This window comes from Pseudomonas sp. R1-1 (assembly GCF_051132135.1).
Taxonomy (GTDB): Bacteria; Pseudomonadota; Gammaproteobacteria; order Pseudomonadales; family Pseudomonadaceae; genus Aquipseudomonas.
Genome location: NZ_CP071663.1, coordinates 4,794,209 through 4,818,376 on the forward strand (window position 1 = coordinate 4,794,209; position 24,168 = coordinate 4,818,376).

22 protein-coding genes and 2 pseudogenes are annotated in these 24,168 nt (G+C 61.3%); 13 read left to right on the top strand and 11 right to left on the bottom strand.

The annotated features are described in order from the left end of the window. Positions 1-39 precede the first annotated feature (39 nt). The 4 genes and pseudogenes from J3P75_RS21505 to J3P75_RS21520 form a co-directional block, all read left to right on the top strand. Positions 40-597: pseudogene (locus tag J3P75_RS21505) on the top strand (colicin E3/pyocin S6 family cytotoxin); the annotation flags it as partial. Positions 598-604: 7 nt separating this feature from the next. Then, positions 605-856: a colicin E3-like toxin immunity protein gene (locus tag J3P75_RS21510; RefSeq protein WP_434708111.1), complete on the top strand. Its 252-nt coding sequence runs from the start codon at positions 605-607 to the stop codon at positions 854-856. A gap of 277 nt (positions 857-1,133) precedes the next feature. Then, positions 1,134-1,521: pseudogene (locus tag J3P75_RS21515) on the top strand (toxin); the annotation flags it as partial. Between the two features lie 73 nt (positions 1,522-1,594). Next, positions 1,595-1,819 (top strand): DUF7683 domain-containing protein, encoded by a 225-nt coding sequence (locus tag J3P75_RS21520; RefSeq protein ID WP_434708113.1) that lies wholly within the window; start codon positions 1,595-1,597, stop codon positions 1,817-1,819. Between the two features lie 128 nt (positions 1,820-1,947). Here the strand turns inward: J3P75_RS21520 and J3P75_RS21525 are convergent, their stop codons facing one another. The 6 genes from J3P75_RS21525 to dinG all read right to left on the bottom strand — a co-directional run bounded on the left by J3P75_RS21525 (position 1,948) and on the right by dinG (position 10,554). Further along, positions 1,948-2,412 carry a glycine zipper 2TM domain-containing protein gene (locus tag J3P75_RS21525; RefSeq protein WP_016771369.1) on the bottom strand — a complete coding sequence of 155 codons (465 nt, stop codon included), beginning with the start codon at positions 2,410-2,412 and terminating at the stop codon, positions 1,948-1,950. 179 nt (positions 2,413-2,591) lie between these two features. Continuing rightward, entirely contained in the window at positions 2,592-3,239 is a 648-nt protein-coding gene (pdxH, locus tag J3P75_RS21530) for a pyridoxamine 5'-phosphate oxidase (RefSeq protein WP_203421016.1), read from the bottom strand. A gap of 24 nt (positions 3,240-3,263) precedes the next feature. Next, positions 3,264-4,370 (bottom strand): OmpA family protein, encoded by a 1,107-nt coding sequence (locus J3P75_RS21535; RefSeq protein WP_434708114.1) that lies wholly within the window; start codon positions 4,368-4,370, stop codon positions 3,264-3,266. A 112-nt stretch (positions 4,371-4,482) separates the two neighbouring features. Further along, on the bottom strand, positions 4,483-5,628 hold the full coding sequence (locus tag J3P75_RS21540; RefSeq protein ID WP_434708115.1) for a serine hydrolase domain-containing protein: 1,146 nt from the start codon (positions 5,626-5,628) through the stop codon (positions 4,483-4,485). Between the two features lie 214 nt (positions 5,629-5,842). Next, on the bottom strand, positions 5,843-8,314 hold the full coding sequence (locus tag J3P75_RS21545) for a beta-galactosidase (RefSeq protein ID WP_434708116.1): 2,472 nt from the start codon (positions 8,312-8,314) through the stop codon (positions 5,843-5,845). A gap of 95 nt (positions 8,315-8,409) precedes the next feature. After that, entirely contained in the window at positions 8,410-10,554 is a 2,145-nt protein-coding gene (dinG, locus tag J3P75_RS21550; RefSeq protein WP_090282108.1) for an ATP-dependent DNA helicase DinG, read from the bottom strand. A 98-nt stretch (positions 10,555-10,652) separates the two neighbouring features. Between dinG and J3P75_RS21555 the strand changes: the two genes are divergently transcribed. Next, the gene (locus J3P75_RS21555; protein WP_434708117.1) at positions 10,653-11,111 is read left to right on the top strand and encodes a DUF2269 family protein; all 459 of its coding nucleotides are present in this window, start codon (positions 10,653-10,655) and stop codon (positions 11,109-11,111) included. Between the two features lie 113 nt (positions 11,112-11,224). Here the strand turns inward: J3P75_RS21555 and J3P75_RS21560 are convergent, their stop codons facing one another. From J3P75_RS21560 to J3P75_RS21575, 4 genes are all read right to left on the bottom strand, one after another. Beyond that, positions 11,225-11,983 (bottom strand): collagen-like protein, encoded by a 759-nt coding sequence (locus J3P75_RS21560; RefSeq protein ID WP_434708118.1) that lies wholly within the window; start codon positions 11,981-11,983, stop codon positions 11,225-11,227. Beyond that, complete coding sequence (locus tag J3P75_RS21565) at positions 11,976-12,257, bottom strand: DUF1145 domain-containing protein (protein ID WP_434708119.1); 282 nt, start codon at positions 12,255-12,257, stop codon at positions 11,976-11,978. Before J3P75_RS21565 ends, J3P75_RS21560 begins: the two co-directional genes overlap by 8 nt. Positions 12,258-12,416: 159 nt before the next feature. Further along, a complete protein-coding gene (locus J3P75_RS21570; RefSeq protein WP_434708120.1) occupies positions 12,417-13,139 on the bottom strand; it encodes an OmpA family protein in 723 nt (240 codons plus the stop codon). Positions 13,140-13,229: 90 nt separating this feature from the next. After that, positions 13,230-13,925 (bottom strand): OmpA family protein, encoded by a 696-nt coding sequence (locus tag J3P75_RS21575; protein WP_090282103.1) that lies wholly within the window; start codon positions 13,923-13,925, stop codon positions 13,230-13,232. Positions 13,926-14,124: 199 nt separating this feature from the next. Between J3P75_RS21575 and J3P75_RS21580 the strand changes: the two genes are divergently transcribed. The 4 genes from J3P75_RS21580 to J3P75_RS21595 are packed head-to-tail and all read left to right on the top strand — an operon-like array spanning position 14,125 to position 15,840. Further along, entirely contained in the window at positions 14,125-14,622 is a 498-nt protein-coding gene (locus J3P75_RS21580; protein ID WP_434708121.1) for a DUF6231 family protein, read from the top strand. Between the two features lie 4 nt (positions 14,623-14,626). Then, a complete protein-coding gene (locus tag J3P75_RS21585) occupies positions 14,627-15,103 on the top strand; it encodes a YchJ family protein (RefSeq protein ID WP_434708122.1) in 477 nt (158 codons plus the stop codon). Between the two features lie 42 nt (positions 15,104-15,145). Continuing rightward, positions 15,146-15,640, top strand: a complete 495-nt coding sequence (locus J3P75_RS21590; RefSeq protein ID WP_332762415.1) for an LEA type 2 family protein — start codon at positions 15,146-15,148, stop codon at positions 15,638-15,640. Continuing rightward, positions 15,637-15,840, top strand: a complete 204-nt coding sequence (locus J3P75_RS21595) for an SEC-C metal-binding domain-containing protein (RefSeq protein WP_034154967.1) — start codon at positions 15,637-15,639, stop codon at positions 15,838-15,840. Before J3P75_RS21590 ends, J3P75_RS21595 begins: the two co-directional genes overlap by 4 nt. An 840-nt stretch (positions 15,841-16,680) precedes the next feature. On the opposite strand, the gene J3P75_RS21600 is transcribed toward J3P75_RS21595, so the two are convergent. After that, positions 16,681-17,238: a cysteine hydrolase family protein gene (locus J3P75_RS21600; protein ID WP_434708123.1), complete on the bottom strand. Its 558-nt coding sequence runs from the start codon at positions 17,236-17,238 to the stop codon at positions 16,681-16,683. Positions 17,239-17,436: 198 nt separating this feature from the next. On the opposite strand from J3P75_RS21600, the gene J3P75_RS21605 reads away from it, so the two are divergent. The 4 genes from J3P75_RS21605 to J3P75_RS21620 all read left to right on the top strand — a co-directional run bounded on the left by J3P75_RS21605 (position 17,437) and on the right by J3P75_RS21620 (position 24,151). Then, positions 17,437-19,887, top strand: coding sequence for a penicillin acylase family protein (locus tag J3P75_RS21605; RefSeq protein WP_434708124.1), 2,451 nt, complete (start codon positions 17,437-17,439; stop codon positions 19,885-19,887). A 391-nt stretch (positions 19,888-20,278) separates the two neighbouring features. Further along, positions 20,279-21,313 carry a ligase-associated DNA damage response exonuclease gene (locus J3P75_RS21610; protein WP_434708125.1) on the top strand — a complete coding sequence of 345 codons (1,035 nt, stop codon included), beginning with the start codon at positions 20,279-20,281 and terminating at the stop codon, positions 21,311-21,313. Further along, the gene (locus tag J3P75_RS21615) at positions 21,310-22,998 is read left to right on the top strand and encodes an ATP-dependent DNA ligase (RefSeq protein WP_434708126.1); all 1,689 of its coding nucleotides are present in this window, start codon (positions 21,310-21,312) and stop codon (positions 22,996-22,998) included. The genes J3P75_RS21610 and J3P75_RS21615 overlap by 4 nt, the downstream gene beginning before the upstream one ends. 370 nt (positions 22,999-23,368) lie before the next feature. Further along, positions 23,369-24,151, top strand: coding sequence for a transporter substrate-binding domain-containing protein (locus tag J3P75_RS21620; protein WP_217864204.1), 783 nt, complete (start codon positions 23,369-23,371; stop codon positions 24,149-24,151). The last annotated feature ends 17 nt before the right edge of the window (positions 24,152-24,168 follow it).

Consider the following 24,168-nt stretch of genomic DNA (forward strand, 5'->3'; position numbering starts at 1 on the left):
CGGCTGGTCCCGCCAACGGTGGAAATCCGCACCCGCTCGCAGTTCATCGCTCGCGGCGACCGGTTCGTTGCAGATCTGGGTGAAGGCATCGAACTGCTGTGGACACCGGCCGTGGACGGGTCGGACATCATGGGCATTCCAGCGCTAGAGGCCGCACCGCAAGCTCCGCACATCTGGGTGTATCCGCCGACGAAAGCGGCTGAAGGAATTCTGGTGAATCCGGTTTATCCGCCGGAGTACAAGGATTTCATTCTGGTGTTTCCCGCAGATTCGGGTGTAAAACCGGTTTACATTGTTGTCAGCGCTGCAAAAGGCACCGCTGAAGCGGGACACACCTATCACCCCGCTCCAGAAACGTCAGATATCACAGCCTTTCCTGATTTAAGAAGAGCAAAAAAGAAAACACCGTTCAACGGTGGGCTTAGGGATCGCTGGATAAACGCAAAAGGCCGAGTTATCTATGAATGGGACTATTTACATGGCGAGCCTGAAGCCTACCGCGCAAGCGATGGCAGCCATTTAGGCTCTTACGACCACAGAACTGGTGAGCAGATAGATCCACCCAAAAAGAACCGCAGTATCAGAAAATATTTATGAGGATTACATGGGACTGAAGGCCAGACTTGAATGGTATGCCCAACAAACCGAACTGGGTGAAGGGGAGGAATTGTCGAAAGATTTTGGTGAGGACAGCTCATTAATGGATGCATTAGGCCTACCGAAGGAAAGCTTCAATAATGGCGGGTTCGATGTCAAATCCGATTGGGTAAACCTTCTCCAGCCTCACTTCCAGCACTCCATACAATTTTCTTCTTACGATTATCAGGTATCGTTTATTTATCGTGATCAATGGTAGATGAGACTCGAACTGAGAATGGAAGGGTACGACACAGCAACCTTGGAGTTTCAGGGGGAGGAGTCGTCAAAAGATCCGGGTGATTATGAATCAGTGTTAAAACGCTTCGGGGATCCCCGCCGAGGACAAGAAGTCGTCCTCACTTCAATGCGTCGTCCTCACTTTTATCGAACTATCCCCACGTCTTTAGCGACACGTCCTACAGCCATAATTTCCTGCTTCGTTAACGTCATGCAGCCCCTTTTCGAGGGGCTGTCGTGATGAGCGAAGGGACGATCTGTGGCGCGGACAGGACATTCTCCGGGTGCAAAACCCACCGGCAGGCGACGGGCATCACGTTACCTGCCGGTATATGACGGCCACTGAACTGGCCGAGCGCGAAGCGCGACAAAACGCCTACGACGCGATGCTAGCCCGGCAAGAGGCGTTTGAGCGCAGCCGGGAAGTGGCCGCAAAAAAACCTGAAGCCGTGCGTGCTGGCTGCGTGTTTGCCAAGTCCTGCAAGTTGCCGGACGCAATCATCGATTACGCCAACCCTTCCGGCATGGTGCCGACCGACAGCCTGAAGGATTACGGCGAGCTGCTTGGCGCTCGCGAGGCGGATGAACGCGGCGGCGTCCCCCCTCAAGAAAATCAGCGCCAACACCCTCCCCGTCGGGTTTGGCTGCATCTGGGAGAGTACAACCATGAAACAGACGAACAGACGAAACCAACAGATCCTACAAGAAGGATAGAACCATGAAGCATCGAATCATGGGCGTGGTAGAAGGTGACGACTCTGCTGTATTTGAGCGAGCGCTCCCCATTGCTACGTCCAGTTTGAAAGTCATTATGGGTTGGAGTACGAAAGACGACTCTCTTTACGATTACAAGCTGACGGAGCAACAGATCACTGATATTGAACAAGCATGCGCCGTAAACATGCCTCGACACCTTGACCTATATCTTTCCTCTGAAGACTAATGACTCAGGTATCACAGGGGGCCTCGAATACTTCATGGGCACCCGCGCCAAATATGATTGCTCAATTCATAAATAACAAAAAACCCCGACCAGTCACCTGATCGGGGTTTTCTTTACCTGCATCCCGCTTAGTGCGATACGCGGCTGGTCCCGCCAACGGTGGAAATCCGTACCCGCTCACCGACGCGGAATACTTCATTTTCCTGAACCTGCTGCACGTAGGCGCGCATGCTGCCGTCGTCTTCACGGACGGTGATTTCCACACCTTGGGTGCGGGTCAGGCCTTCTTCGGTGGCTGAGCCGAGCAGGCCGCCTGCCACTGCACCGATGACCGCTGCGACGATGCTGCCTTTGCCGCCGCCGATGGCGCTGCCGCCGACACCGCCGACCACTGCGCCCGCCGCGCCGCCGATCGGGGTCTTGGTGCCTTCGATTTTCACCGGACGCAGGGATTCGATGGTGCCCATGCGAATCGTCTGCACGCGACGTGCTTCGTCACGGGAGTAGGAGTCACCGGTCAGGCTCGACTGGCAGCCGGTCAGCAACATTGCCATGGTGGAAAAGGAAGCAACCAGCAGAACAGACTTACGCATAGCATCAACTCCAAAAGAACATGTGTTCATTAAACTCCGTGGCTTGGCGCCTGTCACGACACCTGCCGGATAAATTGGCTTCCATTCAGGCCAGGTACAGACGGCAGCGAACGTCCACTTACAGTAGCGGCAAATCAGCGATCCTGCGCCGCTGGCTGCTATCTCGCTCGGTAGACTGCTCAGGGTGCCAGTCGTTCAAGAATCCAGGCGGAGCCCTGCGCGCGGTAGTTGAGGCGATCATGCAGACGGCTCGGACGGCCCTGCCAGAATTCGATGCGCTCGGGCAGCAATCGATACCCGCCCCAATGTGCCGGGCAGTCGGGTTGGCTGTCGGAGAAACGCTGCTCGGTGGCCTTGAGCAAATCTTCCAGTTCACCGCGACCGTTGATCACACGGCTTTGCGGAGAGGCCCAGGCGCCGAGACGACTGCCCAACGGACGTACCTGGTAGTACGCGTCGGACTCCTGCGGTGTGACCTTGACCACTCGCCCTTCGATGCGCACCTGACGCTCGAGCGTCGGCCAGAAGAAGGTCATGGCGGCGAATGGATTGGCCGCCAGTTGCTGACCCTTGGCACTGTCGTAATTGGTGAAGAAGGTGAAGCCGTGTTCGTCCAGGCCCTTGAGCAGCAGAATGCGGCAGTGCGGACGCCCGTCGGCGTCAACCGTGGCCAGGGTCATGGCGTTGGCCTCGACCGGCGCCTGTTCGGTGTTCACCGCATCGGCGAACCACTGGTGGAACAGGGCGAACGGCTCGGCCGGGGCTTGCGCCTCGGTCAAACCATCGCGGGTGTAATCACGACGCATATCTGCCAGAGCCTGGGTCATGGCGCATTCCTTTTGATTAGCGGATCACTTTTTGGTGGCGTCTGTCGCAGCGACTTTCTTGTCGGTCGTGGCGGCTTTGGCTGGCGCGGTTTTCTTTGCAGCCGGTTTGGCCGGAGCCTTTTTCGCAGGTGCCTTGGCCGCAGCTTTCTTGGCCGGGGCTTTTTTCGCCGCTGGGACGGCGGCTTTTTTCGCGGCTGGAGCCGGAGTCGCTGGTTTGGCCGCTGGCTTGACGTCTTGCGCCGCGACCAGGGTAACTGGCTTCGGCGCTGGCATGTTGTATTTGCTCAACAGCGCAACCATGGTGTTTTGTGGGGTCACCAGCAACTCAACGCGACGGTTCAAGGCGCGGCCTTCAACGCTGTCGTTGGCCGCACGTGGCGCTTCCGAGCCCATGCCACGCAGCATCAGGCGATCACGCTGCAGACCGCTGAGGCGGAAGATCGCCGCCACCGATTGCGCACGTTCCTGACTGAGCTTGATATTGGCCGGCGCGGCACCGCTGGTGTCGCTGTGGCCGAGCACCAGCACGGCAGTTTTCGGATCGGCTTCGAGGATTTTCGCTACGCGGGTGAATGGGCCGAGGGTGACCGGCAATAGCATCGCCGGACGGTCCGGGTTGAACGAGCCTTCGACCGGCGCGGTGACCACCAGCACGTTGTCGCGGCGTTCGAGTTGCAGGTTGCTGTCCTTGACCGCTTCACGCAGGCGCGGTTCGTAGTCGTCGAGCCAGGCCTGAGTCACTTTGGGATCAGGCATCGGCACGGCTTTGGCGGTCGGCTGGTCTTTGCCGCCGAACGGCCACCACCATTTGCCATTGGACTCGGCGTCCGCCTTGGCGACGGCGACCGGTTTTTTCACTTCAGGAGCAACTTCAGCCTTCAGGTCCGCTTTGGTCGCTTCATCGCTCGAACCGAACGGCCAATACCACGGATTGCTGCTCTCAGCCTTGGCGACCGGTGCAGTCGCCGCAGGTTTCAGCGGGGCCGGGGCCGGCGCAGGCTCCTTGGCTGCCACTGTGTCAGAAGAACCGAACGGCCACCAGCTGCCGCCGTCCGCATCGTTTTTCGGGGTCTGTGCGCAACCGGTGATCGCTACACACAGGGCCAGGGCGAGGGTCTTTTTAGATGACATTGAAAATCCACAAATGAAGTAATGAAAAATCAGAGCACTTTCGCCCGGATAAACAGCCGTTTTGAATCGAAAATCCTGTTGAGGTTCCGCCCCTGGAACCTCTATCAACGCTTTATAGACAAGTGGCAAGCACCCGCGCGAGCTTTTGCGCGCGCGGGTCCATCAAAACATAGGGCCCAAGGGTATTTGTCACAAAACCGAACGCGACATCATGCTCAGGGTCAGCAAAACCGATGGAGCCGCCCGCGCCCGGATGGCCGAACGCGTGCGGACCGAGGCCGTAGGTGGCGTTGGGCACGTCGGGTTGATCGAGCATGCAGCCGAGACCGAAACGCGTGCGAGTGAGCAACGTCTTGTCGTCACCGAGGCTGTGCTCGCGGGTCAGCTCTTGGAGCATGTCGCTTTCAAGCAGGCTGCCGTCGAGCAGACCGGCATAGAAGCCGGCCAGACTGCGCGCATTGCCGTGGCCGTTGGCCGCTGGTTGCTGCATGCGTCGCCATTCCGGCTTGTTGGTGCTGGTCAGTACCGAGGGCGGATTGGTGAAGGCACGGGTGCTCATGGCCGTCGGCTCGCGCATGGTCACTTGCAGCAGACGCTGGGCCGCGGCGTCGCCGGGGTTGCCTTTGCCGCGAGCAATGTGCGCCACCCGATGAAATTCTTCATCGGCCAGACCGACATGGAAGTCCAGAGCCAACGGTTTGGCGACGCGGGCGACGATGGACTCGCCTGGCCCACGACCGTCAGCACGGCGCAGCAATTCGCCGACCAGCCAGCCATAAGTGATCGCGGCGTAACCGTGACCGGTGCCCGGCGTCCACCACGGTGCTTCGGCCGCGAGGGCATCGACCATGGTTTGCCATTCGTACAGAGCTTCTGGGGCGAGCAGTTCACGCAACGCCGGCAGGCCGGCCTGATGGCAGAGCAATTGGCGCAGGGTTACCGATTCTTTACCGGCGGCGGCGAATTCCGGCCAATAGCGGGCGACCGGTGCATCGAGTTGCAACTTGCCTTCGGCCACCAGTTGCAGCGCGGTGACCGCAGTAAACGTCTTGGTGCAGGAGAACAGGTTGGCGATGGTGTCGCTGTGCCAGGCCTCGGCGCCGTCCTTGTCAGCGGTGCCAGACCAGAGGTCGATAACGGTTTGTCCACCGACCTGAATGCACAAGGCTGCGCCGCGTTCCTGAGGATCGTCGAACAGTGCGGCAAATGCCTCGCGCACCGCTTCGAATTGAAGCTCGTAATGACCCTGAATCTGCACCCGCAACTCCCCCGCGAAAACGCTCTACAAAGTGGCCCGCATTGTTCCAGCCCTTGAGGGATTTGGGAACAGGCGCGGGCCAGACGGTTGTTCTGGAAATTTGTTGAGGCGGCTGGCGCCTTCGCGAGCAGGCTCCCACATTGGATTTCAGCGACACCTCATATCCTTTGTGGGAGCGAGCCTGCTCGCGAAAAACGATAACGCGGTCTGAAACCTAGTGACCGTTACCGGAATGCCCACCCGCATGTCCGGCCCCGGCCGCCTTACCCGCCTCCCCTTTGCGCCCGCCCTCAGCCTCGTGAGCCGGGGCTTTCTGCGCTTCTTTACCCAGTTGCTCAAGCGCCTGCACGTTGCTCTTGCGCACGGTCTCGACAAAGCCCTGATACGGCAGATCGGTTACCCCGACCAGTCCGAAGTGCCCGTTCTCGCCGTCAAGCAAACGCCCGGTTACCGGTTGGTCCAGATACTGGAACCAATGCACGCCAACGATCGACGGCTCGTTCAGTGCCTGTTTGAGGAAGTTGACGTACGCCGGGCCACGGTCTTCCTCTTTCGCCACTTGCGTGACACCGCCCCAGAGCGGGCCGCGATCGGTCGAGCCGAAGTTGAACTCGGTAATCAGCACCGGCTTGTCCAACGCAGCGAGGGCGGCGAAGTCATGACCGTCCTGCGGTTTGAGCGTGTACATGTTGAAACTCAACACATCGCAATACTGCGCACAGGACGCCACGGCCTCCGACGTGCTGACGGCGAAGCGCCCGCCGAGCAGCATCTGGTTTGGGGCGTGCCATTTCAGTGAGTCGGAGATGGTCTTGAAGTACGTGTCGGCGAAAACCTTCTGGAAGTATTTGAAGTCGGCCTCGATTTCCGGGTGTTCCGGATTCGGCAGCGGCGGCACGAAGCCCGGATCTTCCATCAATTCCCACGCCGGCAGATCGATACCCCAAGCCTTCGACAGCCCGGCCTGATTGCGGTATTTGTCGCGCAGTTGTTTGAGGAAGGCGCGTTTGGCCGGTACGTCGGTGGTCATTTTCAGCGTGCCGTATGCCAGCGCGTAACGCGATTGGGGATCGTCGCCGGGACCAGCCCAGGCCAGTTCGTTGTCGGCGTAATAGCCGATCAGCCACGGATCGTCGCGATGATCGCGCGCGGCAATCGCCACAGCGCGCTCGGTGGCCATGGCAAAACGCGGATCGAACGGGTCAGGCATGCCGCCCCACCAGTCGCTGCCGGTACTGATGCTGGTGTAGTCGCCGACGATCGACAGCGGCAAGGTGTACGGCACGCGCTCGGCATCGGCAAGCACCGGTGCGCTCCAGTTGCCGATGGTGTTGAAGCCCCAGGCTTGCAGGCGATCAAGGGTGTGAGAGGCCCATTGCTGCTCGTCGATGCTCGCCTGGCACGGCGCGGCGGTTTCGGCGCCGGCGATCTGCGCCGCGTCGGTTTGAGCGGCTTCGGCCACTCCGGATTTCGGCTCAGCGGGCGCGGCGGCAAGCGCGGCGGTTTTCTCGGCGGACGTTTCGGCGGCTTCGGATTTGGCCGCTTCGGCCACGCCGGATTTGCCTTCGCTGTCCGCCTTGCACGGCGCGCCGTACAGGCGTTGGAGGTTGGCGGCGTAGAAGTCATACCAGCGACCATTGGCATAGCCTCGGCCCTGATCGACGCCATTGCCACCGCGATTGTCGCCTTCGCCAAAATGGCCGGCCAACGGTTCGTTCGGCTTGGGCAAGGCTTCGAACATGTATTCGCGACCGCTCACGTAGGTGCGGTTGACATCGGGGCTAACGGTGTTGACGCCGAGGGAGTAAAACGGATGCCCTTCAGGGGTCACCAGATACCAGCGGCCATCACGCTTTTCGCTGCGGAAGAAACCGCTGGCCTTGAACGCCGGGCCCTGGTTCCAGCCGCCAAACTTGTCCAGCGACGACTTCTGGCGCTCGGCCAGCCAGCTCTTCAGTTGCTGCTGTTCTTTGGCAGCGGCGGATTTCAGTTGCTGGTCATCGGCGACCTTTTCCGGCCACTTGCTACGGGTCGATTGTCCATACGCGTCGACCAGATTGCCGTACACAGCCTGGTTGATCCCGTCGTCGCTCTGCACGCCGAAACGCTCGAGCAGCAAGCTCTGGGCAACCTTCGGTTGATCCATGGACAGACTGACCGAGACCACTTGGCTGCGATCGATCACACCACTGCTGCTGGCCAGCAGGATGCGTTGACCATCAACAGTCATCGGCATCGCCGGACCGGCCTTCATGCCTTGGCTCAACGGCGTGGTGGCGACCAAGGGCACCAGCAGGGTCTGCGCCGGACCGGCTGGCAGATCGACGCGGCTGACCAGGGTTTTGCCATCGTTGCTCTGAATCTGCACGTAAACCGTCACGGCCCAGTCCATCGCGCTCTGCAACCGCAGGGTCATCATGCCGGACTGCGACCAGTCCCAAGCGCCGGTCTGCGGCGTCAGGCGCAAGGTCGGGCGCGCCACGGGATTGAAGGTCACACGGCGCAGCACCTCGCCTTCTGCGGTCTGCTCGGCGTTGGCTTGTGGCAGATCGGCGTTTTCGGTGACAACCTTGACCACGTCGGCCGGGCGCACGAAGTTGAACAGGGTCTGTTGACCGGCCGGCGCTGCGCACAACGGCGCAGCGAAGATCAGGGCGAATACAGCGGGCAACGAACGGCGAATCATAAGAACGGAGTTCTCCCTAACGACCCATCAAGGCCAGTGGAAAAGCGGTGGCAAGGAGATAGACAACACGGTGGGCCAAACAGCCCACCGTTGTCTCAGGATATTTCGCGGCGGAACGGCGGCAGTGCGTTGAGGATCGCCTTGCCGTAGCGCTGGGTGACCAGACGCCGATCGAGCAAAGTGATGGTGCCGCGGTCTTCTTCGGTGCGCAGAAGACGCCCGCAGGCCTGAACCAGTTTCAGCGAAGCGTCGGGCACCGAGATTTCCATGAATGGATTGCCGCCGCGGGCTTCGATCCACTCCGACAACGCGGCTTCGACCGGGTCATCCGGCACCGAAAACGGGATCTTCGCGATCACTACGTGTTCGCAATAAGCCCCCGGCAAGTCGACGCCCTCGGCAAAACTGGCCAGCCCGAACAACACGCTGGAATCGCCGCCATCGACCCGCGCCTTGTGTTTGTTCAGGGTTTCCTGTTTCGACAGGTTGCCTTGAATGAACACTTGCTTGCGCCAGTCGCGGTCGAGGCCGTCGAACACGTCCTGCATCTGTTTGCGCGAAGAGAACAGCACCAGCGTGCCGCGCGAGCCTTCGACCAGATCCGGCAGTTCGCGAATGATCGCCGCCGTGTGCGCCGCCGCATCGCGCGGGTCGGCCTTCAGGTCGGGCACGCGCAACACCCCGGCGTCGGCGTGATGAAACGGGCTCGGCACCACAGCGGTAACAGCTTTTTTCGGCAGACCGGCGCGCATGCGGAAACGGTCGAACGTGCCCAGCGCCGTCAGCGTGGCGGAAGTTACCAGACAGCCGTAAGCCACGTTCCACAGGCTGCGGCGCAGGGTTTCTGCCGCGAGGATCGGGCTGGCGTTGACCTCGATGTCGAACAGCGAGCCGCTTTCGGCCAGGGTCAGCCAGCGCGCCATTGGCGGGCTGTCTTCCGGGTCTTCGGCGGTGAACGCGGTCCACAATTCCCAGTTGCCCGAAGCACGGGACAACAGGCTGCCGAACAGCGGATACCATTCTTCGGCCTGATTGCTGGCGATGCCGATGTTGACCTCGCCGTCCATGCCTTCCTTGAGCAGGTCGGTCAGGCGCTGGAACAGATCATTGAGTCGGGAAAAGCCCTTCTTCAACTCAATGCCCATTTCGCGCATGTGCTCCGGAATCACCCCGCCGACAAAGCGATGACGCGGGCGCTCGCGGCCCTCAACGTCTTCACCGGGCTTGAAGTCGGCCACCTGCTCGCAGGCGCTGAACATGAATTGCTGCTGCGCCTTGATCTCGCGCGCCAACTCCGGCACCTGCTCGATCAGCTTGCCCAGATCGCCCGGCAACGGGTGCTGAGCCAGCAGTTTGGTGAGGTTCTTGGCGGTGGTTTCCAGCCAATCGGCGGTGGAACGCAGGCGCGTGTAATGGGCGAAGTGGCCGATCGCCTTGTCCGGCAGATGGTGGCCTTCGTCGAACACGTAAATGGTGTCGCGCGGATCCGGCAGCACCGCGCCGCCGCCCAGCGCCAGATCGGCCAGGACCATGTCGTGGTTGGTGACGATCACGTCCACCTTGCCCATGCCTTCGCGCGCCTTGTAGAACGCGCACTGGCCGAAGTTCGGGCAATGCCGGTTGGTGCACTGGCTGTGATCAGTGGTCAGACGCGCCCAATCGGCGTCTTCCAGCGCATTCGGCCAGCTGTCGCGGTCGCCGTCCCACTTATTGCCGGCGAGCTTTTCGATCATGCTGGTGAACAGCTTCTGGCTGGCCTCGTCGACCTCGATCTTGAAGCCTTCTTCTTCGAAGAGCTGCGCGGTGGCGGTCTGCGCGTGGCCTTCCTGCAACAGCATGTCGAGCTTGGACAGGCACATGTAACGGCCACGGCCCTTGGCCAGCGCGAAACTGAAATTCAGCCCGCTGTTGCGCATCAGGTCGGGCAAATCCTTGTAGACGATCTGCTCTTGCAGGGCCACGGTCGCGGTGGCGATCACCAAGCGCTTGCCGGCCAGCTTCGCGGTCGGGATCGCGGCGAGACTGTAGGCCACCGTCTTGCCGGTACCGGTGCCGGCTTCCACCGCGACAATCGCGGGGTCGCCACTGCGCCGGCCTTCGTCGTCAGTGTCGATATCACCGAGGACTTTCGCGATTTCGGCGATCATCAGGCGCTGACCGTAACGCGGCTTGAGGCTCTTGGCCTCTAGAAAACGCGAATAGGCGCCCTGGATCGTGGTTTTGAGTTCAGTGCTGATCATTGAGTGTCGGGCGCAAAAACGCTGGATAAATTTTCAGTGGTTTGATTCGGCGGCTATCATACCCCGCTAATCGATCCTGCGCAGAACGGAGTGCCCGAATGACACCTTTTAGCCTCGTTTACCCCCTGCATGTCCTCGCCGCACTGGTGTGGGTCGGCGGCATGTTTTTCGCCTGGATGGTCTTGCGCCCCGCGGCTGTGAAGGCCCTTGAGGGGCCTGCCCGACTGACCCTGTGGGTGGAAGTGTTTCAAGGTTTTTTCCGTTGGGTCTGGGTGGCGGTGATCCTCTTGCCGATCTCTGGCGTGGGCATGTTGCATCTGCAGCAGGTCGGGTTCGAGACCGCACCGAAGTACGTGCAGGTGATGATCGGTTTGTATGTGGTGATGACCGCGCTGTTCATCCGCATCCAGGGGCTGATGCTGCCTGAGCTGCGCAAGGCGGTGGAGGCAAAGGACTGGCCGGCGGGTGCGGCGGTGCTGGGGCGGATTCGCCGGGTAGTGGGGGTTAATCTGCTGGTCGGGGTGGTGCTGGTGGCAATTGCGGCGGCCCGGCCTTGATCGTTCCCACGATCTGCGTGGGAATGCCGCAAGGGGCGCTCTGCGTCCAGTGACGCGGAGCGTCACGGGCTGTTTTCCTTTGCTGCGCGTGGGAACAATCAGCGGGTAGGCTTTTACAGGCGCTGCACAGTCACAGCACCCGCCGCCCCCACCGGCCCAGGCTGTCCATCCGCGCCGGCCTTGCCGTTCTTGCCGCCATCGGCGCGATACACCAGGCAGCCCTTGGACTTGCCGCCCTTGCCCGCCTTGCCGCCAACGCCTGCCGGCCCACCGGCACCGCCCGCCACGTTGACCTTGATCAGCTCGGCCGGAAATTCACGCGGTACCTCAAGGCGCACCAGCGCTCCCGGTGCGCCCGGCTGGCCGTCGCTACCGTTGCTGCCATCGGAACCATGCCCGGCCGCGCCATAGGTGCAACCCGGATCTTCGCCATTACCGCCGTCGAGCCCGACAAACCCCGGTGCACCGGTGCCGCCACGGGCGTCGACCAGCAACTGCGGCGCATTCAGCGCCTTGAATTGCAGATTCAGATTGCGTCCGGCACGGGCAGCCTTTTCATAAGTGCCCGGTGCCCCGCGCGCAGTGATCTGGCTACCCTCGCTGAGGTCGGCGCGCGCCACTTTCATTTCCAGTGCCTGTTCGGCCGGAACAATGGCGATGCGCGCTTCATGGCCGAGGCGCAATTCGCCGACGTTCAATTCGGTCACGTTCGAGGGAATCAGCAAGGTGCCGTAATCGGCGACTTCCAGCTTCTCCAGTTTCAAGGTGCTGGCGGTGTTGGGCAGACGCATCAGCGAGTTGGCTTCGACGCTGACCACCTGGGCGCAGGCCAAGGGACTGATGAATGCAGCGAGCAGGCAGAGTTTACGCATGGGAAGAAGCCTCCGGAGCGGCCGGGGCCGGGATGGTTTGCAGGTGGAAGATGCCGAACAACAGGATGCGGCCACGATCACGCCAGGGATGCGGGCGGCCTTTGAGGCTGCGGTTGCACAGCAGGACTTCGAGTATATGGACCAGCAACAACAGAGCGCCGGCCAGATTGACCAGCAGGTGCAACGGATGAACGAACGGCACCAGTTGATTGGCCAGCACCACGCAGCAGAACAGCAGGGTCAACAACCGCCCCAGCCACCAGAACACTTTCATACGCCCCCCGTGTTGCGAATTATTCTTTGCGCGCACAGTACCGGCTTCTACGGGGGATAAGCCAGAGGGTCAAATGAAAAAACTTCGCTGTGCCGCTAAATGGCTGCCGGCGCGATAACGATCGCCCGGCAGCTCTAGCCCGCGCCTTGCAGCGGCGCGCTAACGATTGATGTGCAATTCCACGCGACGGTTCTGCGCGCGCCCGTCATCCGTGGCGTTATCCGCCACCGGCTCGCTTTCGCCACGGCCTTCGCTGGTCAGTTTGTTCGGCGCCAGGCCCTGGCTGAGCAGATAGGACGCGACACTGCTGGCACGGCGTTCCGACAAGGCCTGGTTATAGGCGTCCGAGCCCTTGCTGTCGGTGTGGCCGATGACCTTGATGCTGACCACGTCGGCGTTGCGCAACTTGTCCATCAGCGTATCGAGCTGCGCCGTTGCAGCCGGGGTCAGGTCGGATTTGTCGAAATCGAACAGCACGTCGCCGGCATCGCTGAGGGTGATGACTTCCGTTTGCGGCGCCGGCTCCGGCGCTTTGGTCGCAGCCGGGTACACCGGCAGCGGGCAACCGCGATGATCGACCTCGGTGTTTTCCGGGGTATCCGGGCAACGGTCGCGGCGGTCGAATACGCCGTCGCTGTCTTCATCGCCGTCCTGGGCGTAACAGATCAAGCCTCCGGTGAGGATGCCCAATGCCGCGCCGCCACCGGCCCAGCCAGCACTTTCGATAGCGCCGAGGCCGCCACCGACCAGCCCGCCGATCAGGCTGCAGATCGGCCATGTACGTTGATTGAGGGGTGCAGTGCCATCGCTGTGCGTGGCGCAACCGGTGAGCAGGCTGCCGAGCAGCAGTACCGGCAAGACGGACCTTGCGAAAACAGTCATGGTGAAAGCTCCTGTGTCACCGGCCCATACCGGTTACACAGGAGTAAAGACCCGCATCCGCGACTGCACAAGCCGCGGATGCGAGAGGGCCTAGCGGACGATTTTGATTTCGGTGCGACGATTCTGCGCGCGACCATCGGCCGACTTGTTATCCGCCACTGGCTGACTTTCACCCAGACCGGACACCGAGACGAAGCTGGCGCGTGGCACGCCCTGCTGGATCAGGTATTCCACCACCGAATGCGCACGGCGATCCGAGAGTTTCTTGTTGTAGGCATCGCTGCCGACACTGTCGGTGTGACCGGTCACGGTCAGTTGCGCGGTCGAGGACTCCTGTTTCAGGCGGTCGGCAACCTTGTCCAGTACCTGTTTGTCAGGACCGGTCAGCGTGGCCTTGTCGAACTGGAAGTGCACATCACGGATGACGATGGTTTCTTCCTTGACCACTACCGCTTCTTCAACCACTGGCGCAGGGGCAGGTGGCGGGCAACCGTCAGCATCGACCTGAACGCCTTTAGGCGTGCCCGGGCACTTGTCGCGGCTGTCCGGCACACCGTCGCCGTCTTCATCGCCATCACCGTGAACCCAGCAATAGGCCGCTGCCGTACCACCGACCAGCAGCGCACCGTAACCGGCCCACGCAGCGCTTTCGGTGGCACCGAGACCGGCGCCGACCACGCCACCGACCGCCGCACAGGTCGGCCAGTCGGTTTTCTGCAAACCTGCACAACCAGTCAACACACTGGTTAGCAGAACCAAGGGTAATGCTGTCCGAACTATGCTCATCTAGTTTTCTCCTGAGGGATCGGCTTAAAACCGATTCAGGGAGTAAAGACCGGAGTTTTAATCTCCGCCAGCAATAGGCCATTGCTGTTTGCGACCGTGTTCACAGGGCTTGGCCAGATTGTCGGGCAAGCGCGCCGACGCAACGCTTTGCCACCGTGCGCAGGCAGGCTAGTCTTGGCGGTCTGATTGAGGAGCATTGATGAACGTCGCCATTTCTTCCCGCACGCCGCAACAGGCGTTGGCTGCCTTGCTGGATCGCTACGCGCCGGCGCGCTTGCTGCTGATCGGCGCCAGTGAGTTTCCGGCCTTGAGCGCTTTCAAGGAAGCGCATCCGGACACTGTGGTCGCCCACGCCGCACCCGGTGCATTGCCCGCCGAACTGGCGGCGCAACGCTTTGATCTGGCGCTGATCGTCGATTGCCTGGAACATTTGCCCAAGCGTGACGGCCTGAACCTGTTGGGTGGCATCCGTAACCTCAACGCCAGCCGCATCGCGGTGTTGGCAGACCTGAGCGCCAGCGGTTGGCAGGAAACCGACTTCTATTCGCTGGCGCTGCAAGCCAGCGAACGTTTCCAGCGCGACGATCAGGTGCTGACCCTGTTCACCTACGATCTGCTTGACTACAAACAAGTCCCCGACTGGCTCAATTCGCGATTCTGGGCCAATCCGGAAAACTTCGGGAAATACTGGTGGTAATGCAATGAGTACAGCCATTTGCCCGTGCGGCAGCGGCAATCTGCTGGAGGCCTGCTGCGGCCATTATCACGAAGGCCACCCGGCACCGTGCGCCGAAGCGCTGATGCGTTCGCGCTACAGCGCTTATGTGCTGGGGCTGATCGACTATCTGGTGGCGACTACCCTGCCCGCTCAGCAAGCGGGGCTGAATCAGCAGGCGATCCGCGACTGGAGCGCGCAAAGCACCTGGCTCGGTCTGGAAGTGGAAAGCTCGGAAGTTTTCGGCGGCCAGCCGGAACACGCCTTCGTCACCTTCACCGCGCGCTGGCATGACGACCAGGGCGAGCACAGTCATCGCGAGCGCTCCTCGTTCGTGCAGAACGGCGGGCACTGGTATTTCATCGACCCGACCGTGCCGATGAAGCTGGGGCGCAATGACAATTGCCTGTGTGGCAGCGGGCAGAAATTCAAGAAATGCTGCTCGGGGTATCTCGGCGCGTAGACCGGCTGGCGACTAGACTGGGGTCAAAGGGAGTTCTGCTCGATGCTCGGTCAACGTCACACACTGCGATGGCTGGTTCTGATGCTGGTGTTGAACCTCGGCGGTTGCGCGTCGTGGTTCAGCGACGACAGCGTCGACCCCGCCGTGCATCTGGTGAAAGTCGAAGTGGTGCGGGCGAAACTGCTCGAACAGAAATTCATCCTGCATTTTCGCGTCGACAACCCCAACGACAGCGAACTGACCGTGCGCGGGCTGGAATACCGTATCCATCTGGCTGACATGCTGCTGGCTGAAGGCGAGCATGAGCATTGGTTCAGCGTCGGACCGAAACACAGTGCATATTTCAAGGTGCCGATCCGCACCAACCTGTGGCCGAAGGTCAAGGACGTGGTGAAAATGCTGAAAAAATCCGATCAGCAGATTCCCTATCGCCTGCAGGGCGAAATGGAAACAGGTTTATTCATCGCCCACTACGTGCACCTGGAGCGCAATGGCGTGATAATCCCCGCCGATTTAATTCCGGAGCAACACCGATGACCCAGCAACCTCATGTCCACGGCCCTGACTGCAACCACGATCACGACCATCATCACGAGCATGACCACGGCCACGTGCACGGCCCGAACTGCGGCCACGCCCACCAGGAACCGGTGCGCAACGCCCTGAAAGACGTCGGCCGCAACGACCCGTGCCCATGCGGCAACGGCAAGAAATTCAAGAAGTGCCACGGCGCCTGATGCGCCGGGCGGAGCATCTCTTCGCCCGTTAGACCGCCTTCGCGAGCAGGCTCGCTCCCACCTCTGACCGCGTTACTTCAATTGAACACGGTCCCCTGTAGGAGTGAGCCTGCTCGCGATGAGGCCGGTACCCCCAGCATGGATGTCGCCTGATCCACCGCCATCGCTTGCAGGCAAGCTCCCACAAAAAACCGCGCCCCCTCAGGCCGAGTGTCAGCTCGCCTGCTGTTGATTTCTATCCACCGGCGACGTTGAAGCTTGAGGCTTGAAATCAGCCTGAAAATCAAAAGCCCCTCACCCTAGCCCTCTCCCAGAGGGAGAGGGGACTGACCGCGGTGGATGCGAGTGCTTCGCCGACGTGAATTACCGAGTCGCACACAGGTCTGGAACAGCCCACAAATCGGCTCCCTCTCCTGGGGGAGTGGGCTGGGCGGGCGGCGTTCCGATGAGGGGCGAATACACCACAAATCCAAAGCCAACCACCCGCTTCTAACCACTCAACAATGAGCGTTAGCTCGAGTGCTTTTGATCTTGATCCACCGGCGACGTCGGAAGGCTGAGTGGAGGGATTGATCCGGGCGTGGGAGCGCAGCGACCGTCTGGCGCAGCCAGACACAGCGGAAGGAGGTGCAGCGAAGCAAACCGTAGCCGCTGCGCCCGGATCAGTCCCGGAGCGAAGGAACCCGAGCTTGCGAGGGCCGAACGCAGGAGCAAGCGTTTTTTTGCTTACTTTTTTTAGGCGTTTGTAAAAAAAGTGAGTCGCCGTCAGGCGAAACCGCCAGCCGCAGCACCCGAAGCAACGGATATGTACACAGCAACAAAAAAAACCAATAGAGATATTCAGCCAGCCGCCAGAACCCGGGCACTGCTGACCACCGTCGCATACTCCCCGTGCAAATTCCCCAGCGACATCCCGTGCACCTCCTCAGCCGTCCGCGGTGTGCCGAAATAATCGGCCTTGTCGAAGGTAAAACACCCGTCCTCCACCACCCAAGCATCGAACCCCAGATTACCGGCGGTACGCGCCGTTGATTCCACCGAGTTGTGGGTAGCCACGCCGACAATCACCAGTTGCCCAATACCCGCCTCGCGCAATCGCGCCTCCAGCCCGGTGGCAGAAAACGCATCCGGCACCTGCTTCTGAACCAGCCACTCGCCCTCCTGCGGCACGAATCGTGGCTGAAACTCAACACCCTCCTGCTCCGGCCAGAACACCGAATCCGGCGAGCGCGACAGATGCTGGACATGGATCACCGGGCGCGCGGTCCGGCGCCATAGCACCAACAGATCAAGCATCCGTTCTTCTGCCTGCGGGTTATTTCTGCGCCCGAGACGCGGATGCAGAATGCCTTTTTGTTGATCAATGATGATCAATGCAGCGTTGCCCTTGAGCTCCATGGCGATTTTTCTCACGAGGTTTGATCGGTTTTCCTCAGTTCACCATCACCGCTTGGCGTCAGGCAACTGCAAACGCGTCGACTGACCGCCTTACCACTGAAGAAATAACCGCTCCCCCCGCTTGCGCGGCCCTCGCCTGCTCACTAACGTAGCGCCTTTGTTGCGCCCCCAGCCTTTGTCCCTCCAGGAGCTTCGCCCATGGCCTCGCCAGCCCTTACACATTTTCTTCCCCGGTTCGGCGTTGCCGCAGCAGTGGCCGGTGTCCTGGGCCTGTCCGGTTGCCAGACCTGGAACGCGCAAGACAGCCAGCCACCGGCCTCCGGCGTGCAGCCACTCAAGGGCCTGGCGCAGAACGTTTCGGTACGCCGCAACGCCATGGGCATGCCGTTGATCGAAAGCAACACCTTCCACGATGCGCTGTTCAGCCTTGGCTACGTGCACGCCAGCGACCGCATCAACCAGATGGTCACCTTGCGTCTGCTGGCGCAGGGCCGTCTGGCGGAAATGTCCGGGGCCTCGCTGCTCGATGCCGACCGCTACATGCGGGCGGTCAACCTGAAGAAGAGCGCCGGCGAGTTGTACAAGGCTTCGTCGCCACGCCTCAAACGCTTCTTCGAAGTCTATGCGCGGGGCGTCAACGCCTACCTGTTCCGCTACGCCGACAAGCTGCCGGGCGATCTCGCCGCCAGCGGCTACAAGCCTGAATACTGGAAACCGGAAGATTCGGCGCTGATCTTCGCCCTGCTGAATTTCAGCCAGTCGGCCAACCTGCCGGAAGAAATCCAGTCGCTGGTGCTCGCACAAACCGTCACCAGCGACAAACTCGCCTGGCTGACGCCCTCCGCGCCTGATGAAAACCTGCCGCTGGCCGAGGCCGACAAGCTGCAAGGTCTCAAGCTCAACGGGCAGATTCCCGGGCTGAGCGAATTGAGCAACGCCAGCCAGCAACTGTCGACGCTGAACCTGCTCGGTGCGACGTCGGCGAACAATTGGGCGATCGCCCCGCAACGCAGTCGCAGCGGCAAGAGCCTGCTGGCCAGCGACGCCCACGGGCCGCTGATGGCGCCGTCGCTGTGGAGTTTCGTGCAGATCCGCGCGCCAAAATATCAGGCAGCCGGGGTGACCATCGCCGGTTTGCCGATGGTGCTGGGCGGTTTCAACGGCAAAGTGGCGTGGAGCATGACCAGCGTGCTCGGCGACAATCAGGACCTGTTCCTGGAAAAAATCCGCCGCCAGGGCAGCAGCCTGACCTACGAGGTCAACGGCAAATGGCAGCCACTGGGCGTGCGCAACGAAACCTATTTCGTCAAAGGCCAGCGACCGATTCGCGAAGCGGTGTACGAAACCCGTCACGGCGCGCTGCTCAACAGCGCTCAAGCGGCGGCGCAAGGCGGCGGTTTCGGCCTGGCCTTGCAGACCCCAAGCTTTACCGACGACAAATCGCTGGACGCATTTTTTGACCTGACCCGCGCACAAACCGTCGAACGTGCTTCCGACGCCAGCCGCGAAATCCGCGCTATCACCGCCAATCTTGTGTTCGCTGATGCGAGCAACATTGGCTGGCAGGTCACCGGACGCTTCCCCAACCGCCGTGAAGGCGAAGGCCTGCTGCCGTCGCCGGGCTGGGAAGGTCGGTATGACTGGGACGGTTACGCCGACCCGATGCTGCACCCCTACGATCAGGACCCGGCGCAAGGCTGGCTCGGCACCGCCAACCAGCGCGTGATCCCCGACGGTTACGGCATGCAGTTGTCGAAATCCTGGGCGGCGCCGGAGCGCGGCGAGCGCCTGGCGGAACTGGCCGGCAGCGGCAAACACGACAGCCGCAGCGTGATCGCCATGCAGTACGACCAGACCACGACTTTTGCCACCAAGCTGAAGAAGGTCTTTGAAGCGCCGGGCATGAAACAACCGCTGAAGCAGGCGATCGACGCCCTGCCGGAAGCCGAGCGCAGCAAGGCCCGCGAAGCCTTTACGCGGCTGATGGCGTTCGACGGCAAGCTCAGCCCGACCTCGGCGGATGCGGCGCTGTATGAATTGTTCCTGCAGGAAAGCATGAAGCAGATCTTCCTCGACGAACTGGGTCCGCAATCGAGCCCGGCGTGGAAAGCGTTTATCGCCAACGGTGACACATCCTACGCAGCGCAGGCCGACCATTTGCTCGGTCGCGAGGACAGCCCGTTCTGGGATGACGTGCGTACGCCGCAAAAAGAAGACAAGGCGCAGATTCTCGCCCGCAGCCTCGCCGCTGCGATCACTGCGGGCGACAGCCAGTTGGGCGGCGATCACCGCGCCTGGCAGTGGGGCAAATTGCACAGCTATCAGTGGAGCAATGCCAACGGCCAGACCGTGCGCGGGCCGCTGGCGGCAGGTGGCGATCATACGACGCTGAACACCGCTGCGTTTGCCTGGGGGCAGGATTTCGCGACCACGCGGGCACCGTCGATGCGTTTCATCGTCGACTTCGGCCAGGCGGAACCGCTGATGGGGCAGAACGGTACCGGGCAGTCGGGTAATCCGCTCAGCCCGAATTACCTCAACGGCATCGATGCGTGGCTGAAGGGGCAGTACATCGGCTTGCCGATGCAGCCGCAGAATTTTGACCGGGTGTATGGCAAGACACGCCTGACTCTGACGCCCGGGAAGTAAGGCGAAGATCAAAAGCCCACCCCAGCCCTCTCCCGGAGGGAGAGGGGACTGATTGGGGGATGCCTGGCTAATTCGCCGACCTGATCGAGCGAGGCTGAATCCGGCATGGATTTCATTTTGCCGAAACCGGCACTGATCGTTCCCACGCTCCGCGTGGGAATGCCTCAACGGACGCTCCGCGTTCGGCTCTGGAGGGGACGCGGAGCGTCCCGGGCGGCATTCCCACGCAGAGCGTGGGAACGATCAGAACCCGGTCCATCACGTCAGACACTTCGCTCGGCCCCCTCTCCCTCCGGGAGAGGGCTGGGGTGAGGGTGGCGCGCCAAAACCGATCGAACTTCCAGCCTCACGCCCGCCTCATACGTAACAAGCCCCCCATTCCGGTCACGACATGGATCTTGTTATCGCCCGACCCGAAGGTCTCTATTGCCCCGCCGGAGATTTCTATATCGATCCGTGGCGCCCGGTCGAACGTTCGGTCATCACCCATGCCCACGGCGACCATGCGCGCACGGGCAATCAGCATTACCTGTCCAGCAGCGCCAGCGAAGGGATTCTGCGTGCACGACTGGGGCAAGACATCAACCTGCAGACCCTGCCGTACGGCCAGCGCCTGACGCACCACGGTGTCACCTTGAGTTTTCACCCGGCCGGTCATGTACTCGGTTCAGCGCAGGTGCGCCTGGAATACGGTGGCGAAGTCTGGGTCGCGTCGGGCGACTACAAGGTCGAACCGGACGGCACCTGCGCGCCGTTCGAACCGGTGCGTTGCCACACGTTCATCACCGAATCGACCTTCGGCCTGCCGATCTACCGCTGGCAGCCACAAGCGCAGATATTTGCCGAGATCAATCAATGGTGGGCCGCCAACATCGCCTCCGGCAAAGCCAGCGTGTTGCTCTGTTATTCATTCGGCAAGGCCCAGCGAATTCTGCACGGCATCGACGCCAGCCTCGGGCCGATCCTCAGCCACGGCGCAGTCGAGCCGCTGAACCGGGTCTATCGCGAAGCCGGCGTGTATTTGCCACCAACCCTCTACGCCGGAGACATAAAGAAAAGCGACCCGATCATGCGCCAGGCACTGGTCATCGCCCCGCCTTCGGCCGGTGGCAGTACGTGGATGCGCCGTTTCGGTGAATTCAGTGACGGTTTCGCCAGTGGCTGGATGCGTTTGCGCGGTACCCGGCGGCGGCGTGGCGTCGATCGAGGCTTCGTTCTTTCCGACCACGCCGACTGGCCAGGCCTGCTATGGGCTATTGAACAGACCGGCGCGGAACGGGTGATGGTCACTCACGGTTCGATCGGCGTATTGGTGCGTCATCTGCGGGAAAAAGGCCTGGACGCGCAAGGCTTCAGCACCGAGTACGGCGATGACGAAGAAGAAAGCAGCGCCAGCGAGCCCGCCCTCGCCGAGGTGCCGACATGAAAGCGTTCGCCGAGCTGTACGCCGAACTCGACGCGACCACCTCAAGCAACGCCAAACTGGCGGCCATGCAGGCCTACTTCGCCCAGGCCGAGCCCCAGGATGCAGCGTGGGCGGTGTACTTTCTGTCCGGCGGCCGGCCCCGGCAACTGGTGCCGGTGAAGATCCTGCGTGAGCTGGCGGTCGAGGTCTCCGGTCTGGAACCGTGGCTGTTCGAGGAGAGCTATCAGGCGGTCGGCGATCTGGCGGAAACCATATCCCTGGTGTTGCCGGAAAACCCGCACAGCTCCGAAGCCGGTCTGGCCGAGTGGATCGAAGACAAACTGCTGCCGCTGCGCGGCGAAACCCCGGATTATCTGGCGCGGCAACTGCCGGCACTGTGGGCGCAACTCGATCGCGCGAGCCTGATGCTGTGCATCAAACTGATCACCGGCAGCTTCCGCGTCGGCGTGTCGAAACTGCTGGTCACCCGCGCGCTGGCATCGATGGCCGGGCTCGACAGTAAACGTGTCGCGCAGCGACTGGTCGGCTACACCGACCTGTCCAACCGGCCGAGTGCCGCCAGCTACCTGAAATTGATCGCCGCCGAATCGGCTGACGAACATGCCCAACGCGGCGGTCAGCCCTACCCGTTCTTCCTCGCCCATGCCCTGTCGCAACCGGTCGAGCAGTTCGACGCATTGCTCGGCCCGGTCAGCGACTGGCAGGTGGAATGGAAGTGGGATGGCATTCGTGCGCAGGTGGTCAAGCGTGACGGCCGTTTATGGGTGTGGTCGCGGGGTGAGGAACTGGTCACCGAACGGTTTCCCGAACTTGACGTGCTGGTGCATGGACTACCGGATGGCACGGTCATCGACGGCGAGATCGTGGTGTGGAAAAGCACCCATCCGAGCACCGAAGACGCGTTCAATCCACAGTCCACGGCGCCGCCGGCGGTGCAGCCCTTCGCCCTGCTGCAGCAACGCATCGGCCGCAAGACCCTCGACAAGAAAATCCTCGAAGACGTGCCGGTGGTAGTGCTGGCCTACGACCTGCTGGAATGGCAGGGCGAAGACTGGCGCAACCAGACCCAGGCCAAACGCCGCGAACAACTGGAAGCCGTGATCGCGCGCTGCAACAGTCCGGTGCTGTTGCCTTCACCGGTGCTGACCGGCAGCGACTGGGCCGATCTTGCCCAGCAGCGAGAAGCCTCGCGGCGCCTCGGGGTCGAGGGCATGATGCTCAAGGCGCGCGAGGCGCTGTATGGCGTCGGGCGGACCAAGGACATGGGCGTGTGGTGGAAATGGAAAGTCGACCCGTTCAGCGTCGATGCGGTGCTGATCTACGCACAGCGCGGTCACGGTCGCCGCGCCAGCCTGTACAGCGATTACACCTTCGCCGTGTGGGACGGCCCGCCGGAGTCGAGCCAACGTTCGCTGGTGCCGTTTGCCAAGGCCTATTCAGGGCTGACCGATGAGGAAATGCGCCAGGTCGACAGCATCGTGCGCAAGACCACGGTGGAGAAGTTCGGCCCGGTCAGCAGCGTCAAACCCAGCCTGGTGTTCGAACTGGGTTTCGAAGGCATCGCCCTGTCACGGCGGCACAAGAGCGGAATCGCCGTCCGCTTCCCGCGCATGCTGCGCTGGCGCAAGGATAAAACCGTCGAAGAGGCTGACAGCCTCGCTACCTTGCAGGATCTGCTGGCCTGATCCTGGCCGCCCCGTGATCGCGGTGATCGCGGTGATCGTTCCCACGCTCTGCGTGGGAATGCCTCAACGGACGCTCCGCGTTCGGCTTTGGAAGGGACGCAGAGCGTCCTGGGCTGCGTTACCACGCAGAGCGTGGGAACGATCAAGGTGAGCAGTCGAGCGCCGAGCAGTGCAAAGCCCCAAAACTGTGCAAGAATCCAGACCCAGTCCAGCGCACGCACCAATCGCGTGCTCGCCCTCGTATCTCAATCTTTTAAAACACCTGTTCGGCACTCTGGTTCGGAAATTGCTACTTTCTATAGGTCGTAAGCGTTGCAGTAACAATAATTCTGCGCCACAAGCGCTCATATTGGTTCTTAGGGATTGAATAATGAAAAAAGCATTGCTGACCCTTTCTGCACTGGCGTTGTGCATGGCCGCCGGCTCCGCGCTGGCCAAGGAATACAAAGAGCTGCGCTTTGGCGTTGACCCTTCGTACGCACCGTTCGAGTCGAAAGCGGCCGATGGCAGCCTGGTAGGTTTCGATATCGACCTGGGTAACGCGATCTGCGCCGAGCTGAAGGTCAAGTGCAAGTGGGTCGAAAGCGATTTCGACGGCATGATTCCGGGCCTCAAGGCCAACAAGTTCGACGGCGTGATCTCGTCGATGACCGTGACCCCGGCCCGCGAGAAAGTCATCGATTTCTCCAGCGAGCTGTTTTCCGGCCCGACCGCTTACGTGTTCAAGAAAGGCTCGGGCATCACCGCTGACGTTGCGTCGCTGAAGGGCAAAACCGTCGGTTACGAGCAAGGCACCATTCAGGAAGCCTACGCCAAAGCCGTGCTGGACAAGGCTGGGGTAAAAACCCAGGCCTATCAGAACCAGGATCAGGTTTACTCCGACCTGACTTCCGGTCGTCTCGACGCCGGTATCCAGGACATGCTGCAAGCCGAACTGGGCTTTTTGAAGTCGCCCAAAGGCGCCGAATATGAAATCAGCCAGCCAGTCGACAGCGAATTGCTGCCAGCGAAAACGGCTGTCGGTATCAAGAAAGGTAACACTGAGCTGAAAGCGCTTTTGGATAAAGGTATCAAAGCGTTACACGACGACGGCAAATACGCCGAGATTCAAAAGAAACACTTTGGCGACCTGAATCTGTACAGCGGCAAATAATGCCCCGGCGCCCATCC

Excerpts from the sequence above, each read along its gene's own strand:
- J3P75_RS21520 (WP_434708113.1), top strand. The coding sequence starts at position 1,595 with ATGAAGCATCGAATCATGGGCGTGGTAGAAGGTGACGACTCTGCTGTA.
- J3P75_RS21620 (WP_217864204.1), top strand. The coding sequence starts at position 23,369 with ATGAAAAAAGCATTGCTGACCCTTTCTGCACTGGCGTTGTGCATGGCC.
- J3P75_RS21615 (WP_434708126.1), top strand. The coding sequence starts at position 21,310 with ATGAAAGCGTTCGCCGAGCTGTACGCCGAACTCGACGCGACCACCTCA.
- J3P75_RS21605 (WP_434708124.1), top strand. The coding sequence starts at position 17,437 with ATGGCCTCGCCAGCCCTTACACATTTTCTTCCCCGGTTCGGCGTTGCC.
- J3P75_RS21570 (WP_434708120.1), bottom strand. The coding sequence starts at position 13,139 with ATGACTGTTTTCGCAAGGTCCGTCTTGCCGGTACTGCTGCTCGGCAGC.
- J3P75_RS21590 (WP_332762415.1), top strand. The coding sequence starts at position 15,146 with ATGCTCGGTCAACGTCACACACTGCGATGGCTGGTTCTGATGCTGGTG.
- J3P75_RS21510 (WP_434708111.1), top strand. The coding sequence starts at position 605 with ATGGGACTGAAGGCCAGACTTGAATGGTATGCCCAACAAACCGAACTG.
- J3P75_RS21545 (WP_434708116.1), bottom strand. The coding sequence starts at position 8,314 with ATGATTCGCCGTTCGTTGCCCGCTGTATTCGCCCTGATCTTCGCTGCG.
- dinG (WP_090282108.1), bottom strand. The coding sequence starts at position 10,554 with ATGATCAGCACTGAACTCAAAACCACGATCCAGGGCGCCTATTCGCGT.
- J3P75_RS21600 (WP_434708123.1), bottom strand. The coding sequence starts at position 17,238 with ATGGAGCTCAAGGGCAACGCTGCATTGATCATCATTGATCAACAAAAA.
- J3P75_RS21525 (WP_016771369.1), bottom strand. The coding sequence starts at position 2,412 with ATGCGTAAGTCTGTTCTGCTGGTTGCTTCCTTTTCCACCATGGCAATG.
- J3P75_RS21585 (WP_434708122.1), top strand. The coding sequence starts at position 14,627 with ATGAGTACAGCCATTTGCCCGTGCGGCAGCGGCAATCTGCTGGAGGCC.
- J3P75_RS21555 (WP_434708117.1), top strand. The coding sequence starts at position 10,653 with ATGACACCTTTTAGCCTCGTTTACCCCCTGCATGTCCTCGCCGCACTG.
- J3P75_RS21575 (WP_090282103.1), bottom strand. The coding sequence starts at position 13,925 with ATGAGCATAGTTCGGACAGCATTACCCTTGGTTCTGCTAACCAGTGTG.
- J3P75_RS21535 (WP_434708114.1), bottom strand. The coding sequence starts at position 4,370 with ATGTCATCTAAAAAGACCCTCGCCCTGGCCCTGTGTGTAGCGATCACC.
- J3P75_RS21560 (WP_434708118.1), bottom strand. The coding sequence starts at position 11,983 with ATGCGTAAACTCTGCCTGCTCGCTGCATTCATCAGTCCCTTGGCCTGC.
- J3P75_RS21565 (WP_434708119.1), bottom strand. The coding sequence starts at position 12,257 with ATGAAAGTGTTCTGGTGGCTGGGGCGGTTGTTGACCCTGCTGTTCTGC.
- J3P75_RS21580 (WP_434708121.1), top strand. The coding sequence starts at position 14,125 with ATGAACGTCGCCATTTCTTCCCGCACGCCGCAACAGGCGTTGGCTGCC.
- pdxH (WP_203421016.1), bottom strand. The coding sequence starts at position 3,239 with ATGACCCAGGCTCTGGCAGATATGCGTCGTGATTACACCCGCGATGGT.
- J3P75_RS21595 (WP_034154967.1), top strand. The coding sequence starts at position 15,637 with ATGACCCAGCAACCTCATGTCCACGGCCCTGACTGCAACCACGATCAC.
- J3P75_RS21610 (WP_434708125.1), top strand. The coding sequence starts at position 20,279 with ATGGATCTTGTTATCGCCCGACCCGAAGGTCTCTATTGCCCCGCCGGA.